The organism is Azospirillaceae bacterium (assembly GCA_028283825.1).
In the GTDB taxonomy this organism is placed as follows: Bacteria; Pseudomonadota; Alphaproteobacteria; order Azospirillales; family Azospirillaceae; genus Nitrospirillum.
Map to the genome: position 1 here is coordinate 525,076 of JAPWJW010000002.1, position 15,183 is coordinate 540,258.

Annotated in this window: 12 protein-coding genes; 3 read left to right on the top strand and 9 right to left on the bottom strand. The window is 69.1% G+C overall.

Features of this window, described 5'->3' with window-relative positions; genetic code table 11:
- Positions 1 to 87 precede the first annotated feature (87 nt).
- The 4 genes from PW843_11025 to PW843_11040 all read right to left on the bottom strand — a co-directional run bounded on the left by PW843_11025 (position 88) and on the right by PW843_11040 (position 6,658).
- Positions 88 to 3,111, bottom strand: a complete 3,024-nt coding sequence (locus tag PW843_11025) for an efflux RND transporter permease subunit (protein MDE1147136.1) — start codon at positions 3,109 to 3,111, stop codon at positions 88 to 90.
- Entirely contained in the window at positions 3,108 to 4,148 is a 1,041-nt protein-coding gene (locus tag PW843_11030) for an efflux RND transporter periplasmic adaptor subunit (GenBank protein ID MDE1147137.1), read from the bottom strand. Before PW843_11030 ends, PW843_11025 begins: the two co-directional genes overlap by 4 nt.
- Positions 4,145 to 5,533 carry a TolC family protein gene (locus tag PW843_11035; GenBank protein ID MDE1147138.1) on the bottom strand — a complete coding sequence of 463 codons (1,389 nt, stop codon included), beginning with the start codon at positions 5,531 to 5,533 and terminating at the stop codon, positions 4,145 to 4,147. Before PW843_11035 ends, PW843_11030 begins: the two co-directional genes overlap by 4 nt.
- 111 nt (positions 5,534 to 5,644) lie before the next feature.
- Positions 5,645 to 6,658 (bottom strand): hypothetical protein, encoded by a 1,014-nt coding sequence (locus PW843_11040; GenBank protein ID MDE1147139.1) that lies wholly within the window; start codon positions 6,656 to 6,658, stop codon positions 5,645 to 5,647.
- A gap of 672 nt (positions 6,659 to 7,330) precedes the next feature.
- Here PW843_11040 and PW843_11045 point away from each other — a divergent pair.
- The 3 genes from PW843_11045 to PW843_11055 all read left to right on the top strand — a co-directional run bounded on the left by PW843_11045 (position 7,331) and on the right by PW843_11055 (position 11,672).
- Positions 7,331 to 9,472, top strand: a complete 2,142-nt coding sequence (locus PW843_11045; protein ID MDE1147140.1) for a TonB-dependent siderophore receptor — start codon at positions 7,331 to 7,333, stop codon at positions 9,470 to 9,472.
- Positions 9,473 to 9,622: 150 nt separating this feature from the next.
- On the top strand, positions 9,623 to 10,303 hold the full coding sequence (locus PW843_11050; GenBank protein ID MDE1147141.1) for a response regulator transcription factor: 681 nt from the start codon (positions 9,623 to 9,625) through the stop codon (positions 10,301 to 10,303).
- Positions 10,290 to 11,672 (top strand): ATP-binding protein, encoded by a 1,383-nt coding sequence (locus PW843_11055; GenBank protein ID MDE1147142.1) that lies wholly within the window; start codon positions 10,290 to 10,292, stop codon positions 11,670 to 11,672. Before PW843_11050 ends, PW843_11055 begins: the two co-directional genes overlap by 14 nt.
- Here PW843_11055 and PW843_11060 read toward each other — a convergent pair.
- From PW843_11060 to PW843_11080, 5 genes are all read right to left on the bottom strand, one after another.
- A complete protein-coding gene (locus PW843_11060; protein MDE1147143.1) occupies positions 11,669 to 12,130 on the bottom strand; it encodes a hypothetical protein in 462 nt (153 codons plus the stop codon). The genes PW843_11055 and PW843_11060 overlap by 4 nt on opposite strands.
- Positions 12,127 to 12,978, bottom strand: a complete 852-nt coding sequence (locus tag PW843_11065) for an FAD:protein FMN transferase (GenBank protein MDE1147144.1) — start codon at positions 12,976 to 12,978, stop codon at positions 12,127 to 12,129. The genes PW843_11060 and PW843_11065 overlap by 4 nt, the downstream gene beginning before the upstream one ends.
- Complete coding sequence (locus PW843_11070) at positions 12,959 to 13,480, bottom strand: FMN-binding protein (protein MDE1147145.1); 522 nt, start codon at positions 13,478 to 13,480, stop codon at positions 12,959 to 12,961. Before PW843_11070 ends, PW843_11065 begins: the two co-directional genes overlap by 20 nt.
- Positions 13,481 to 13,558: 78 nt before the next feature.
- The gene (locus PW843_11075; GenBank protein MDE1147146.1) at positions 13,559 to 14,536 is read right to left on the bottom strand and encodes a hypothetical protein; all 978 of its coding nucleotides are present in this window, start codon (positions 14,534 to 14,536) and stop codon (positions 13,559 to 13,561) included.
- A 218-nt stretch (positions 14,537 to 14,754) separates the two neighbouring features.
- Positions 14,755 to 15,054 carry a hypothetical protein gene (locus PW843_11080; protein ID MDE1147147.1) on the bottom strand — a complete coding sequence of 100 codons (300 nt, stop codon included), beginning with the start codon at positions 15,052 to 15,054 and terminating at the stop codon, positions 14,755 to 14,757.
- Positions 15,055 to 15,183: the final 129 nt, after the last annotated feature.

Below are 15,183 nucleotides of genomic sequence, written 5' to 3' on the forward strand. Positions count from 1 at the left end.
TACTCGTATTCGTACGCGCGTTCGCAAGAACATGCATATCAGGCCGATAGACGAGGCTTGGCGGATCGCCGTATTGTGGTCCACCCCTCATCGCCGCCCCAGCAGGGCGTACAGCGACGGCATGACCAGCAGCACCAGCGGCAGCTGCACCGCCAGGCCCGAAAGGATGGCGATGGCCAGGGGCTGCTGCATGCCCGCCCCTTCGCCCAACCCGAAGGCCAGGGGCAGCAGGGTCAGCATGGCGGCCAGGGTGGTCATGGCGATGGGACGGAAGCGGTTGCGCCCCGCCTGCGACAGCCGCTCGGCCAGCGCCATGTCCGCCGGCAACCCCTCGAATTCCGAGAAGAAGAAGATCGCGACCTCCGTCACGATGCCGATGACCATGGTCATGCCCATCATGGCGGTGATGTTCAGTTCCGTCCCCGTCAGCCACAGGCCGATGAACACCGCCCCCGCCGCCAGCAGGGGCATGGCCAGGATGACGGCGGCGGTGACGAAGCTTTCGTACAGGAACAGCAGCAGGACGAACACGGCGGCCACGGCCGCCCCGAACACCGTCATCAGGCCCTGGAAGGCGATGCGCTGCTGCTGGTACAGGCCGCCCAGTTCATAACGCATCGGCGCCGGCACCAGGTGGCGGCCATCCAGCAGGGCCGTCACGTCGGCAGCGACGGAGCCCATGTCCCGCCCCTCGATCCGGGCGGTGACGGCCACCATGCCCTGCAGGTTCTCCTGCCCGATCTCCGGCTCACCACTCACGGGCACGACGGTGGCCACGCGCTTCAGGGGGAACATGTGACCGTCGGGCGCCCGCAGGCGCAGGTTGGCGATGTCGGTGTCGGTGGTGCGCACGGCGGCCGGCACCCAGACCCGCACGCCGATCTGCTTGATGGGCGTGGGAACCTGGGCGGCCACGGTGCCCTGCAACCAGGCCATGGCCTGGCTGGTGACGCCGGCCACGTCCATGCCCTCCAGCGCCGCTTTGGCGCCGTCCACCCGGATGTCCAGGGCATCGCCCGCCGGGTTGATGCCGTCCTTGATGTCGACCACGCCGTCCACCCCGGCCAGGGCCGCCGCCACGGCGCGGGCGGTGGGCAGCAGGGTGGCGGGATCGTCGCCGAAGATCTTGACCTCGATGGGCTGCGGCACCGCCGTCAGGTCGCCGATCAGATCCTCCATCAGCTGCGCGATCTCCACCTCCAGATCCGGCACGCGCTGGGCGATGCGGGTGCGGACATCGGTGATGACATCATCGATGGGGCGGCGGCTGCCGGATTTCAGGCGCACGAAATAGTCGCCCTTGTTGGCCTCGTTCAAATCGCCACCCAGGCCGGCGCCGATGCGCCGCGACCAGGTCTCCACCTCCGGTGTGGCCTTGAGGATGGCGTCCACCTGCGCCAGTTCGCGGTCGGTTTCCGACAGGGCGGTGCCGGGCGCGCTGCGGTAGTCCAGGATGAAGCCGCCCTCGTCCACCGCCGGCATGAAACCGGTGCCCACCGCCCGATAGGCCAGGCCGCCCAGCAGCAGCAGGGGCAGCAGGGCCGCCACCGCCAGCCAGGGCCGGGCCAGCAGCCGGACCGACAGGCGGGCGTAGCGCGCGTCCACCCAGGCCAGCGCCCGGGGCACGGCGTGCGGCCGGTGGATATCGACCAGCCGCTCCACCGCCAGCGGCACCGCCAGCCAAGTGATGATGAAGGAGAACGCCAGGCCCGACGCCATGGTCAGCGACAGCGCCTGGAAAAAGGCGCCGGTGACACCGCTCAGGAAGGCCAGCGGCACGAAGATGACCAGGGTGGCGGCGCTGGATCCCGCCAGCGGCCGGGTGAATTCGCGGGCGGCGGCCAGGACGCCGCCCTCCGTTTGGCCATGCCCCTCGCGCAGGCGGCGGACAATGTGTTCCACCATGACGATGGCGTCGTCGATGATCAGGCCCACTGCCGCCGCCATGCCGCCCAGGGTCATGATGTTGAAGCTGAGGTGCAGCAGGCTGAGCAGCACCACGGTGGCGGCCAGCGCCGCCGGCACCACCAGCACGGCGATCAGGGTGATGCGCACGTCGCGCAGGAACAGCCACAGCACCAGGGCCGCCAGCACGATGCCGATCAGCACGGCGTCGCGCACGCTGCCGGCCGAGGCCAGCACCAGCTGGCTCTGGTCGTACCAGTTGCTGACGGTGACGCCCGGGGGCAGCTTGGCGGCCGCCAGGCTGTCGCGCACGGCCTGGGCGATGCTCACGCTGTTGCCATCGCGCTGCTGATAGACGTTCAGCAGCACGGCGTCGCGGCCACCGGCGGTCACCCGCGTCCATTGCGGCACGGTGCCGTCCACCACCTGGGCCACGTCGCCCACCGTCACAACGCCGCCGGGCCCGCTGGACAGCACCACGTGACGCAGGGCGTCCAGGCCGGCCAGGCTGTTGTCCGACACCACCAGGAACAGCTTGTAATGGTCCTCGATGCGGCCCACCGCCTGCACCAGGCTGGCGTTGCCCACCGCCTTGACCACATCGTCGAAGGCCAGGCCGTGGGCCAGCAGGCGATCCGGGTCGGCAATGACCTGGAATTCCTCCTCGGTGCCGCCGGTGACGCCGACCTCCGCCACGCCCTCCACCCCGGCCAGCAGGGGCCGCAACTGGTATTGCGCCAGGTCGCGCAGCTGGGTGGGCGACAGCGTCGCCGAGGTCAGGCTGTAGGCGATGATGGGGAAGACCGTGGGTTCCATGCGGCGCACGGTGGCGGCCGACCCCGCCGGCAGGGTGGGCAGCACCTGGCCCACCGCCGCGTTCACCTGCAGTTCCGCCGTGGTCATGTCCGTGCCCCAGGCGAAGGTGACCGATAGTTCGGCACTGCCCCGGCTGGTGGTGGAACGGACGTCCGTCACCCCCGGCACGCGGTGCACCGCCTGTTCCAGCGGGCGGGTGGCCAGCAGCAGCATCTGCTGGGCCGGCCGGTCGCCCGCCTCCAGCGAGACGCGCACCCGGGGGAAGGTGACGGTGGGGAACAGGGTGACCGGCAGCCGGGCCGCCAGGATCAGGCCCGCCAGCACCGGCAGGGCCAGCAGGCACAACAGCGAACGGCGATGGGCGCCGACCCAGGCGGCGAACCCGGTCATCGGCCGGCCTCGACGCTCACCGCAGCACCATCTTCCAGCCCGTAATTGCCGACCGCGACCACCGGCTGGGCGGGGTCCAGCGCATCGCCGCGCACCTCCGTGCCCGCCGGCCCGTCCACCCCGGTCTCGACCGCGACGCGCCGGACCTTGGCGCCCGTGAGCTGGAACAGGTAGGCGCCCGCCGCGTCGCTCAACACCGCCTGCCGGGGCACGACGTAGCCGTCGTGCCGGTCGGTGGTGACGGCGACGCGCGCCGGCGTGCCGGGCAGGACCCCGGCGCCGCTGTCCAGGACGACGGTGACATCCACCCAGCGGGTGGCGGGGTTCAGCATGCCGGCGATGCCGGCGACGGTGCCGCTCAGCGCGGCGGCGTGGCCCAGCAGCGGCGTCACCGCCACCGGCTGGCCCACCTTGACCGCGGCGATGTCGGCCGGGTCCACGCCCGCCACCACGCGCACGCCGGCCCCCCGGCCCAGACGCACCACCGGCGCGCCCGGCTGGATGCGGTCGCCCAGCGCCACGGGGATGCTGTCGACATACCCGTCGAATGGGGCGGTCAGCGTTTCATCCGCGCGGTCGGTGCCCATGCGCCGTTCGGCATCCAGTGCCGCCCGCGCATCCCGTTCCGCCTGTTCCGCCGCCGCGACCTGGGAATTGGTGGCCAGGTGCTGGTCGCGCAGGCGACGGGTGCGGTCCAGTTCGCCGGCGGCGAAGGTCAGGGCCGATTGCGCCTTGGCATAACCGGCCGCCGCCGTGGGGTCGGTGACCAAGTCCACCAGGGGCGTGCCCTTGGCCACCGGCTGACCCGGCCGCACCAGCACGCGGGACACCTGGCCCGCCCGCTGGAAGCTGACGCTGGCCAGGGCGTCGCTGTCCGGCGTCACGGTGCCATAACCGCCGACCAGGACGGCGACCGGCTGGCGGGTCAGGGGAACGGTCTGCACGGCGACCGCCGCCGCCGGTGTCTCGGCCGCCAGGGCGGGACCGGCCAGCAGGGCGGCGGTCACCAGGGCCATACCCAGGGGGGAACGGATCATTGTGCGCCCTCCTTGGGCGTAAGCATCGTTTCCGGCAGATCGCCGCCGATCAGGGTCATCAGGTCCACGCGCTGTTCCTGCACGGCCTGGTCCAGCTTCAGCGCCTCCAGCCGGCGGGCCAGCAGGGCGCCTTGCAGGTCGGCGTAGGTGCGTTCGTCCAGGCTGCCGGCGCGCAAGGCGGCACCGGCGTCGGTCGCGGCCCCGTCCAGGGCGGCGATGCTGTCCACCGTGGACCGGTGCTGGGCCTCCAGCTGATCCAGTACCGCCAGGCCTTGCTCCACCCCCGCCACGGCGGCGTCCAGCCGCGCCTGGTAGGTCAGGCGCAACTGGTCGCGGGTGGCGCGCTGCACGGCGATGGCGCCCTGGTTGTCGTCGAACAGCGGCAGGCTGATGGACAGGGCCAGGCTCTGCGTCTTGACGTTGGAGCTGTCGCGGGCGCGGTTGCTGCCGATGCCGAGGCCCGGGAACTGCCCCAGCACCGCCTGCCACACCGCCTCTTCCTGCGTCTGGTAGCCGGCCTTCAGCGCCAGCAGGTCGGGCCGCCGGCCGGCCAGGGCCGGCAGGTCGGCACGGATGGCCGCGACGGGCGGCAGGGCCAGGTCACCGTCCGTCAGCGGCGCCAGGGCCAGGGTGGCGGACGGCGTCAGGCCCAGCAGGGCATTGAGGTCCATGGCAGTGCGCAAGGCCTGCTGGTCCAGGTCGTGCAGCTGGGTTTCCACGCCGTTCAGCGCCGCCAGGTCGCTGACCACGGTGGGCAGGGTCTGGTCGCCCCGGGCCATGGCGGCGGCGGAGATGCGATGGCGGTCGGCGAACAGGGCGCGGTTGGCCTCCAGCACCGCGCGCTGGCGGGCGAAGGCCTGGGCCCGCACCACCAGCAGCCGCGCCTGGGCGACCACCTGCCATTCCTGCCACAGCAGGTCCAGCTCCGCCCCGCGCAGGGTGGCCGCCGCCGCATCCTTGCGGGACGACCGCGTGAGGAAGGGCATGACGTCCTGCATCAGGCCGAAGGTGAAGGCGTCCATCACCCCGGGACCGGAGGTCAGGAAGCCGTAGTCCAGCGACAGTTGCGGGTTGGGCAGCAGCCCGGCGGTGAACGCCTCCGCCCTCGCCACGCCGCGCTGGGCGCGGGCGGCCTTCAGGTCCGGATTGCGGGCCACCGCCACCATGGCCACGGCGTCGATGTCCAGCGGCCGGGCCGGATCCACGGCATGGGTCCGCAGGGCGGGCAGGGGCATCGATGCCGGATCGACGGTGATGCCGGCCAGGCTGGTGGCCAGATCCGGCGTCTCCGCCAAAGGGGCGGGGTTGTAACCGGCGCAACCGGCCAGACAGGAACCGGCCAATAGGCAGGCCAGTCCCTTCAGCCGAAAAGTACGAATGGGCATGTCTTGGCTTCGATGTGAATAGATCACGAATTCAAGACGGGAAGACGCCAGAATATCCCGCCACCATCCATTGACTTTTCAGTTAGTCATTGGACATGACATTTTTTTCATTTACCCGACAGGGTTCAACACCAGCAGTCGGAAGCTGCCCGGCTCACTGTGGGGCGCTTGTCCGGCCACCATGGGCAGGCGCGTGTCCACCGGCAAATAGACCCGGCCGGTCACCGGATCCAGGGCACCGGTGCGGGCCCCCTTGGCGGTGGGGATGGTGGCCGTCACGGCGAAGCCGCCCGCCCCGTCCCGCCCCAGGATGACCAGCACGCCATCCTGGCCGCAGGGGATGAGGAAGCGGTCGTTCTTGGCGTCGAAGATGACGGCATCGGCGCCCTTGCCGATGGGCAGGCTGGCCAACACCCGGCCATCGGCGGCGGCGGTGACCACCACCCGCCCACTGGCGCAGGCGGAGACCAGCACGCCGGCGTCGGGATCAAGCGCCAGGCCGGTGGGCCCGTCACAATCGGGCAAGGGCCGGCGGGCCAGGACGGTGCCCCCGGCCAGATCGACCACCACCAAATCGTTCCGGTCCTCCACATTGATGTAGAGCCGCCCCTGCTTGTCCACGGCGGCGAACTCCAGCGCGCCGCCCACGTCGATATGGCCGACGACGGCGCGTCGGGCCGGGTCGATCAGGGTGATGTCGCCCTGCTTGCCATCCATCACCGCCACCCGCGCGCCGGCACGCACCGCGGCATCCGGCTTGGCGCCCGTCGGCAACTGGGCCAGCACTGCGCCATCGGCGGCGTTGAACAGGGTCGCGGTGTTGCTGTTGCCGTTGGTGCTGAGAACCAGACCGCCATCCAGCGGCAGGACAGCGTGCACCCGCTGGCCCGGCACCAGGGTGGGCGTCACGTGGCCGCTGTCCAGGTCCAGGACCAGCACGCCGTCGCCCCGCGCCACGTACAGCCGCCGGGCGGCGGCATCCACGCTGGCGTAATCCCACGGCCCATCCGGCGCCGGAATGCTGGCGCCCGCGCGATAGGGGGCGGCGGCAAAGCCGGGGACGGCGGGAAGGATGGCCATCAGGGCCAGGGCGGCAACGGACAGGCGGTGACGGAGGAGGGGCATGGGGCGGGCCTTCTTGCAGCAGGGGGAAGCCGCCTGCTCAATAACCGCATCGCCAGCCGGGCGGCGCTAACTTTTGCGTTAGCGAGGTGCGGCAAAATCATGATGCAGGGTTTCCCAAACGCGGGCGTATCACCACCCAAGCATCCCGGGATTGACGGCGCCACCGCGGCCCCATCCCGTGGTTCACACCACCAGTCCGCCCCGTTTATCGGCGCGGCGCGTTGGATGCTGCCCATTAACTTTTTCGTTATACTTGTAGATCCGGGTTTACTCTGGCTATCGTCCCGGTCTAAGTTTTGATGACCTGTAGGTATTGTAAGTATAGGTGCCAATAATCTGGCGTCTATTACTCGATCTTTGGCATGGTCATGCCTGGCCTGACATTTTTGTATTGCAATTGAGAATCGCTAGCGACTATAAAGTCGCCGTAACGCGGTCAACACCCTCAAATCCCCACGCATCTTTATTTGGATCCTGCGACGCCAGGACTCCAACGCTCAGCCACGACTTCTGATCACCCTTCGACGCCAAGCCGACCCGGGCGTGCGCGAGCTAGCGCACGCACTGCCGACGCTTGGCCATTATCCGGTGCCTTTTCCGGATACTTCGAGAAAACGGCGAACTCATCGCCCAACCAAATAATCACGAAATTCAACAGTTGGAGCCTCCCCCATGACTTCTCCGTTATGGCGCGCATTGCTGCTGTCCGCGCTGTCCTCCGCCATGCTGGCCCTGCCCGCCCACGCCGCCACGGCGGCGGACGCGGCGGCCGATGAAAGCGCGCAAGCTGACGGCAAGCCCCCGACGGAAGTGGTGGTGAACGCCAACCGCCAGGCGGCCATCGGCTACAACCCCACCAACGCCACCAGCGCCACCCGCCTGGACGTGCCCCTGCGCGATGTGCCGCAGACGGTCAACGTGGTGCCGCTGGCGGTGCTGCACGACCAGGGGGCGAATTCCATCCAGGACGCCCTGCGCAACGTGCCCGGCGTGGCCATGGGTGCCGGCGACGGCCAGCGCGATCAGGTCTTCATCCGCGGCTTCACCGCCATCGAAGACCAGTACGTCGACGGCCTGCGCGACGACGCCCTGTATTTCCGCGACCTGTCCAATGTGCAGTCGGTGGAACTGGTCAAGGGCCCGGCCGCCGTGCTGTACGGCCGCGGTTCCTCCGGCGGGTTGATCAACCGCGTCACCAAGAAGCCGGGCATCGACCTGGCGGAGGCGACGCTGCGCTACGGCAGCTGGGGCGACGTGCGGGGCGAGGTCGACCTGGCCCACGCCATGCCGGAGGACCATGTCGCCTTCCGCCTGACCGGTGCTGTCGAGGACGCCGACAGCTACCGGTCGCAAGGCATGCTGGAGCGCAAGGCCCTGGCGCCGTCGGTGGCGGTGGACTTGAGTGAGAAGACCAAGCTGCTGGTCCAGGCCGACTGGCTGGACGACAAGCGGGTCAACGACTTCGGCGTGCCCTCTTACCACGGCCTGCCGGTCAATGTGTCGCCCAGCACCTATTATGGTGCCGCCAACGCGGCGGCCGCCGACTACGTCCGGTCGCGCGTGGCCTCCACCACCGAGACCCTGACGCATGAGGTCAGCGACACCCTGAAGCTGCGCGAGGCCTTTCGCTATTACCGCTACAGCCTGGACCGCAACAGCACCCAGGTCGGCACGGTGAACGAGGCGGCGCAGACCGCCACCCTGACCCACGCCCATGTCGGCCGGATGGAGCATGGCTGGACCAACCAGACGGAGGCCGACCAGAAGTTCGACGTGGCCGGCATCCAGAACGAATTGCTGGTGGGCGTGGAACTGTCGCACCAGACCAAGGACGCCATCACCATCTCGCGCGGCACCGTGGGCACGGTATCGCTGTTCAACCCGGTGCTGCCGACGGTGACGCCGGGCAACGCCGGGACGATCACCGCCAACAACCGGGGCCTGTTCGACGACGCCGGCGTCTACGCCCAGGACATGCTGACCCTGACCGACCAGGTGAAGGCGCTGGTGGGCATCCGCTTCGACCGGTTCGAGCAGCGGACGCTGCAGAACCTGGCGGGCCAGGCCAACCTTTCCCGCGTGGACCGCAACTACAGCCCCCGCGCCGGCCTGGTGTGGCAGCCCACCGGCACCCAGTCCTACTACGTGTCGTGGAGCCGGTCGTTCCAGCCGTCGGGCGAATCCTTCGCCCTGGCCGCCAACAACGCCGACATCGCCCCGGAAAGCACCCACAACATCGAGGTCGGCGCCAAGCTGGACTGGTTCGACGGCCGGCTCAGCACCACCGCCTCGCTCTTCCGCCTGGAACGCAGCGGCATCAAGGCGACCGATCCCACCACCCTGACCATGATCGCCGTCGGGACCCAGCGCACCGACGGCCTGGAACTGACCGCGTCCCTGGACCTGACGGAAGGGTGGAAGGCCATCGCCGGATATTCCTACATGGACTCCGTGGTCACGGACTCGGTGGCGGTGGACAGCGGCCGCCCGGTGGAGGGCCGGCGCGGCACCCTGGCGCCCCGCCACATGGGCAATCTTTGGCTGACCAAGGCCATCGGCGACCATTTCGGCGTGGGCGCCGGCATGAACTACGTCGGCAACCGCTTCGCCAACCCGGGCAACACCGTGATCCTGCCCTCATACGCCACCGGCGACGCCATGGCCTGGTATGAGGAAGGACACGTCCGCCTGCAGGTCAACGTCTACAACCTGACCGATGAGCGCTACATCGTGTCCGGCCATGGCACCAGCATCAACTTCAACCAGCCGGGCGCCCCCCGGTCGGTGATGGGCACCGTCCGCGTCAGCTTCTGATCGCTCGGTATTCCGCCGGGGCCGGTGACACCGCCGGCCCCGGCTAACTTTTGCGTTAAGACCAATGTCCCCGGATGCCCCGGGGCGGCCGTGCCGCTATCGTAGCGTCCACGCCCTCGGGAACGCGGGCGACAGTCTAAGGTAGGCCCCATGCCCAGGATATTGGTGATCGAGGATGAGCAGCGGACGGCGCAGGAGATCGCGGATGCGCTGAAGGCCGAGGGCTACACCGTCGATAGCCGCGACGACGGCCCCGGCGGATTGGAGGCCGCCCGCAAGACCGCCTATGACGCCATCACCCTGGACCGCATGCTGCCCGGCCTGGACGGCCTGAGCCTGCTGGCCGAATTGCGGCGCGAGGGCGTCACCACCCCGGTGCTGGTGGTCAGCGCGCTGGACGGGGTGGACGACAAGGTGCGCGGCCTGCGGGCCGGCGGCGACGATTACCTGACCAAGCCCTTCGCCCTGGCTGAACTGGTGGCGCGGGTGATGGCGCTGGCCCGCCGCCGGGGCGACAAGCCGGCCGGCACCCTGTTGCAGGTGGGGCCCCTGAGCATGGATCTGATGGACCGGCGGGTGACGCGGGGGGCGCGCACCCTGGACCTGACGCCCCGGGAATTCAGGCTGCTGGAATTCTTCGTGCGCAACGCGGAACAGGTGCTGACCCGGTCCATGCTGTACCAGGCGGTGTGGGAATACAGCTTCGACCCCGGCACCAACGTCATCGACGTCCATATCGGCCGCCTGCGCCGCAAGGTGGATCTAGAGATGGAGGATCCGATGATCCGTACCGTGCGCGGCGGGGGCTGGCGCCTGCATGCCCCGGATTGAACGGCCGCCCTTGCGCCTGACGGACCTGCCGCGCACGACGGCCTTCCGCATGACCCTGCTGTTCGGCGTGCTGACCATCACCGCCGTGCTACTGGTGCTGGGTTTCGTCTATTGGCAGGCCAGCGTGTTCCTGACCAGCCGCCTGGACGACACCCTGGTGCGCGAGACGGAGGAGTTCCTGCACACCTCCGCCAGCGAACGCACCACCCACATCAACAGCCTGGTGGACAGCGACAGCCGGGGCTATTGGAAAACCGTCCTGCTGGCGCCCGACGGGCACTGGGTGGCCGGCAACCTGGACGGGGTGCCGCATGAGCTGCGCGCCATCGACAACCAGGTGCATGACCTGCCGCACGGGGCCGGCCCCACCACCGGGCACCGTCACCCGGCGCGGGGCCTGGCCCGCCGCCTGCCGGACGGCGGCATCCTGGTCCTGGCGCTGCGCATCGATGAGGTGGGTGAGGTGCGGGAACTGATCCTGCGCGCCATGGCGGCGGGCCTGGCCGGCAGCGTGGGCCTGGCGCTGATCGGCGGCCTGGCGCTCAGCTTCGGCACCCTGCGGCGGATCGAGGCCATCCACCGCGCCAGCGCCAGCATCATGGCGGGCGACCTTTCGCAACGCCTGCCGACCCGGGGATCGGGGGACGATTTCGACAAGCTGGCCACCATCGTCAACGCCATGCTGGCCAAGATCGAGGGGCTGATCACCGACGTGAAGGCGGCGGGCGACAACATCGCCCACGACCTGCGCACCCCCCTGACCCGCCTGCGCACCCGGCTGGAGGGCGCCCTGCGCCGGGGCGGCGACGTCGAGGCCCACCGGGCGGCGATGGAGGATGCCATCGCCGACGCCGACCAGATCCTGGCCACCTTCCGCGCCCTGCTGCGCATCGCGGAGATCCAGGACGGGCATCGCCGGGCGGCGTTCGCCTCGGTCGAGCCCTTCACCCTGGCGATGGCGGCCGCCGAGCTTTACGAGCCCCTGGCCACCACGCGGGGCCTGACCTTCATCGCCGACATCCGGGCCACGGCGGCGGTGACGGGCGACGCGGATTTGCTGTTCGAGGCCTTGGGCAACCTGCTGGACAACGCCATCAAGTTCACACCGGCCGGCGGCACCGTCACCCTGACCTTGGCGCAGGACAACGGCCGCACGCCCGAGCTGTCGGTGCGCGATACCGGGCCCGGCATTCCCGCCGACCAGCGGGACATGATGTTCCATCGCTTCACCCGGGGCGACCACGCCCGCCACGCGCCCGGCAATGGCCTGGGACTGAGCCTGGTCGCCGCCGTGACGCAACTGCACGGCTTTGAGCTGGAGGTCCTGGACGGCCACCCCGGCTGCGTCATGCGCATCACCCTGGGCTAACCCCGGGCGCGGCGGCCGGCCCGCAGGTGGACCAGGCAGGCGCCCACCGCCAGGCCGCCCAGCACCTGGTGGCACCAACTGGCGTAATCACGCCAGTCCTCATCCCCCAGGTAATAGAGACCATAGCCCGTCAGCACCAATGTCAGCACGGCGACGACCAGCCCACCGCCTGACCGGCGGTGGCGGCGCGCGCGCCACGCCAGGCGCACATGATGGGGCAGGACGGACCCGAAGGCGACCAGGGCCGCCATGACCGCGGCGCCATGCAGCTTCATCGCCCATGCTTCCACAGCACCGGCCGCATGCCGGTCGAGGCGCATGAACGCGCGCCCGTAATGCACGATGATCCAGGGCAGGCCCGTCAGCATCACCGCCAGCATGGCGCGGTGCAGCCACTGGCGATGGCCCCGGGTAAGGCCGAACGCCGCCGCCCGCACGGTGTGGAGGGGGGGACTCATGCCGTATCCTTTCCGTCAAGCCATAAGGCCTGCCCGCCCAGCGCCGCCAGCCAGGGTGGGGACGCCAGACCCGACAGCAGGACGGGCTTGGTCAGGGCGTCGGCGGTGACACAGTCGGCCGCCACGACGGTGACGCTGGGCCCGACCGGCAGCGCCCGGCCGTCGCGCGGGTCGATGACTGGCATGACGGGACCCGCCGCCGTGGCGCGGGCGATGTGGTAGCCGGCGCTGGTGGCGATGGCGGCCTCCTGGAATTCTCCCAGGGACCAGTGCCGGCCGGGGTCGGCGGGATCACGCACCGTGATCGCCTGCGGCGCCTCACCGAACACACGCAGGTCGCCGCCCGCGTTCACCGCCCCCGCCGTGGCGCCCGCCGTACGCAGGGCGTCCACCGCGCGATCAACGGCATAGCCCTTGGCGATGCCCCCCAAATCCAGCCATAGGGGCCGGTCGCTGAATCCCGCCCCGCCTTCGACCACCAGGTCGGCGATGGTGCCGCGCCCGGGCCGGTCGGCGGTCGGCATGGGCAGGAAGTCCAGATCCACCAGGGCCGGCGCCACCGCCGGGTCGAACAGGCCGCCGGTCGCCCGGTGCAGCGCCTGGGCGCGGCGCAGGACATCGACCGTCCAGGGGTGCAGCGGCACCGGCCGGCAATGGCCCATCCGGTTCAGGCGCGTGAGGTCGCTGTCGGGCCCATGGAAGCTCATCAGCCGCTGCACCCGGGCCACCGCCTCGAACGCTGCCACGATGGCGGCCCCCGGCGGCGCGGTGGCGGTGTCGATGCGCACCTCCACCACCGTGCCCAGCAGGGGGCGGGCCCGCCGCGCCTTAGGGCTTGAGGGCGACATTCCAGGTGACCAGCAAGCGGTGCACGCCGTCGGTGACGTGCTTGGACGACAGGGTGGCACCGGAGATGTTGGTGACGTCCTTCTCCAGCTTCAGTGTATCAGCCGCCGTCTTGCCCTTGAACTGCGCCAGCCATTCGGCCTCGCGCACCTCATGGCCGTAGCTTTCCTTGTACTCCAGGATTTCCACGCCCTGGACCGCGCCGTCCTTGGAAATGGCCACCGCCAGGCTGATGAACTCATGCTTGCCCAGCACCTCATCCAGGATGAAGGTGGCGCCATCGGGTGCTCGCCAGGCCTGGACCGCCTTGTTACGCACATCGACGCCGCTTTTGCTTTCGATGGCATCGACCTGGGCCCCCGTCAGGGTGACCGGCAGGGGGGTCAGCGCCTGGCCGGGAAACAGGGCCGCCTGGGCCTGTTCGGGGGTGAGGTAAACCTCGGCCACGGCCGGCTGGGTGAGTACCAGGGCCGGGGCCAGCAAGGTCAGGGGATGGAAACGCATCTCGGGAATTCTCCGTCACGACCGGGCCGGCCCCGGTGTTCCGCGGGGCCGGCGTTCAAAATCCGAAACGACCGCCGCTTAGAACGACATGCCGACCTTCAGGCGCAGGCGTCGCCTTTCGAAATCGTCGGCGTAGGTGCGGCCGCCCTTGACGAAACCCGGCGACGGGTCGGCCAGATCCTGGGCGAAGGGCAGCTGTTCCAGATAGGTCAGGTTCACGAAGTACCGTTCCCCGCCATAATGGATGGTGGGGCCGGCGTAATAGGCGACGTTGGTCGCCGAGTTCGCCGTCCAGAAATGGAAGTTGGAGAATTCACGCTCGTTCTGGAATTCCACACCGGCGTACCAATTGGCCGCGATGCGGTATGAGGCGGCGAGGCCGAAATTGACGTCGGTCTCATGGTCCCAATGCTCCACCGCCTCGTTGGACAGGGGATCGGCCTCCGGATCGCCGTTCAGGCGGCGCAGTTCCTGCCCCACCGTGATGTTGGCCGCCACGACCAGTTGGTCATCCATGAAGTTCTTCTGCAGGATGATGCGGGATTCCAGCTCCCGCGTCTTCGGCCCCACCAGCGGTTCCACGTAGAAGGCCAGGCCGACGGGATCGGTATAGGGGCTGAGCAGGCGGTAGATCAGCTCGACCGACGTGCCTTCATACTTGGTGCCGTTGAAAGCGGCCGTGTCGCTGGCCGGCGTGTATTCGGCGAAAACCTCCGGCACGGCGGTGGCGCCGTCCACGCCGTCCTGCCGGACGTGTGTCCAGGCATAGTTGGCATAGGCGGCGATCTGCAGGTTGTCCGTCAGGCCGTATTCGACTTCCGTCCGGCCCTCCCACACGCTGTAGTCGCCGCCGGCCTTGCCCAGGCGGCCGGTCATCCACTGCTCCGCCTCCACCTTGCCCGCCGGCAGCAGGTCGGTGGTGTAGATGTAGCCGAACAGCGGTTCTCCGGCGCGGGCCGGCAGACCGGCACCGGTGGCGGCCACGACCACCGACAGGGCCAACAGCGGGCGCCGCAAAGCGGAATGGGAAATGGAACACGTCGTCTTGCGCGACATTTTGCCGAGGCTCCTTATAGGTGATAATAAGTCGCATCAGCAATAATGAAACAGGATTTTAGAGTCAACGTATAGTTCAAGTTAAATATATGTAATTTATTATCCCGTATTTTTCGCAGTTTAAAAATAGATAATCACCGGGCGCACCCATGGCGCGCCCGGCTTTTCACGGCAGTTACTTTAAGATGATTTGGTTTCTGTCTGTTGTCCCCGAAAGATCAGCCTTTGGCCGACCGCGCGGTGTAAGCCTGGGCAGCGGTGGCGGAGGAGACGGTGCTGGTGGCGTTGCCGTCGGTGGAGGCGATGGTGGTGGCCGCCACCTGGGTGGCCGGGGAGGCCGTCGGCGCCGCCTTGGCGGCCGCGGGCACGGCGCCGGGCTTGGTGGCGTCGTGATCGGGATCGCCGATGGCGGCGTCCTTGTCGATCCCGGTTTTCTGGTATTGGGCACGGGCGGCAAGTTGCGCGGCCAAGACATTGGTCGGCGCAGCCGCGCCGGAGGAAATGGCGCTGACGGACATGGGGTTTAACCTTTTTAAGGCAGGGGATGAAGCCTTTGTGGCAGGCCCATCTTGGTTCCTGATCTTTCAGCGCACCATTAAAGTCATCGTTAGGATAAGAGAAAGCGCACGAATACCTGCGTTTCACTG